The following is a 905-nucleotide window of genomic DNA, read 5'->3' as shown; positions in this document are numbered from 1 at the left end:
ATAGCGTTTTGGACCCACCTGACCCCATGCCGAACTCAGTAGTGAAACGAAACAGCGCCGATGATAGTGTAGCATTTGCTATGTGAAAGTAGGACATTGCCAGGCTCCAAATTGTAGAAAGCCCGACTAGAAATATTCGGGCTTTTTTACGTCTGCAGAAAAGTGAAATGTGGGTGAATAATGTACACAAGTCTCCCGCGTAGGTCGGGCGAGCGTAGCGACACCCGACACTCAAATCATAAAAACATCATCACTAGCCAATGAGTTTAGTGCATTTGCACTGTGACTCTCCACTGCTGTGGGCACCACGACATTGCCAGGCTCCAAATTGTAGAAAGCCCGAATTTAACGATTCGGGCTTTTTTACGTCTGCAGAAAAGTGAAATGTGGGTGAATAATGTACACAATTCTCCCGCGTAGGTTGGGCGAGCGTAGCGACACCCGACGATAAAGAGCATCAAAAATAGCTAGATTGTTGCTTTTCTACTGCGTAGTGCATCGATAGCAAATGCTATTTATTAAGTGAGTATATTTATCCATGCTCATACTTGCTCAACTGGATTAAGCTATGGAAAATATGGAGGTAAGAGTATCATTGGCAGGTTTTACATATCTATCAATATATTTCCATATGGGTGACTAGCAATGGCCACTGGGTGCTGTCCGGATGGCATAGCATCTGTGGTAATTAGCAAGTGTTGCCGTATTATATCCTTAGTGAGGTGGGAGCTATAACTGCCTCAGTTTTACCTACGACAAGCAATTTATCGGGTTTAGTGGCCTGCACTAATTATAAATTAGAATATTTAATGGGTTGCTGGAATTAACTGTTACCAGCAATGCAAAAATGATCCACTTCAACAATTGAAATCTGATCCAGTTAACTTAACACTGGTGCTTTTCGG

General features: G+C 42.8%; 1 rRNA gene. It reads left to right on the top strand.

The features are described from left to right. Positions 1-105, top strand: a 5S ribosomal RNA gene (gene rrf, locus HC000_RS18295); the annotation flags it as partial. Between the last annotated feature and the right edge of the window lie 800 nt (positions 106-905).

The organism is Pseudoalteromonas sp. MIP2626 (assembly GCF_013414205.1).
Taxonomy (GTDB): domain Bacteria; phylum Pseudomonadota; class Gammaproteobacteria; order Enterobacterales; family Alteromonadaceae; genus Pseudoalteromonas; species Pseudoalteromonas nigrifaciens.
This window is presented reverse-complemented; position numbering and strand designations above follow the sequence as displayed.